The following is a 708-nucleotide window of genomic DNA, read 5'->3' on the forward strand; positions in this document are numbered from 1 at the left end:
ATCACCCCGGACATGCTGCCGCTGGTGAATCTCGACCAGCAGGCCATCGACCATATCATCGCCAGTGTCCCCGGCGGCATCGCCAACGTGCAGGACATCTACGGCCTGGCCCCGTTGCAGGCCGGCATCCTCTACCACCACCTGGCAACCACCGAAGGCGATCCCTACGTGTTGCAGGTGCAGTTCAGCTTCAGCGGCCATGAGCCGGTCGAGGCGTTTATCCGTGCGCTGCAAAGTGTCATCGAGCGCAACGATATCCTGCGTACCGGGGTTGTCTGGGAAGGCCTGGACGAGCCGGTACAGGTGGTCTTGCGCCAGGCGCTGCTGGTGGTTGAGCAGGTTGAAGCCGATCCTTCCAGTGCCGTATTGGCGCAACTGCAGGAACGCTTCGACCCACGCCACTACCGCCTCGACCTGTCCCGCGCCTCGCTGATGCGCTTTGCCTACGCCGAGGATCAGGGCCGTCATGTCGGCATCCTGCTGCTGCACCACATCCTGCTGGACCACACCGCGTTGCAGGTGCTGGTAGAAGAAATGAGCGCCAGCCTCGCAGGCGAAACCGGCCTGCTGCCGGACGCCGTGCAATACCGCAATTACGTGGCCCAGGCGCGCCTCGGTGTGAGCGCTGCGCAGCATGAGGCGTTCTTCAGCGAAATGCTCGGCGACATCGACGAGCCGACCCTGGCCTTCGGCTTGCAGGACGTGAAT

The 708-nt window shown here is 63.6% G+C and carries 1 protein-coding gene; it reads left to right on the top strand.

The window, feature by feature from the left end:
* Nucleotides 1–708 (top strand): condensation domain-containing protein (locus HX846_RS35750; RefSeq protein ID WP_256740369.1); only part of this gene is annotated, 708 nt, incomplete at both ends.

The sequence above is a fragment of the Pseudomonas sp. K5002 genome (assembly GCF_013386655.1).
Lineage (GTDB): Bacteria > Pseudomonadota > Gammaproteobacteria > Pseudomonadales > Pseudomonadaceae > Aquipseudomonas.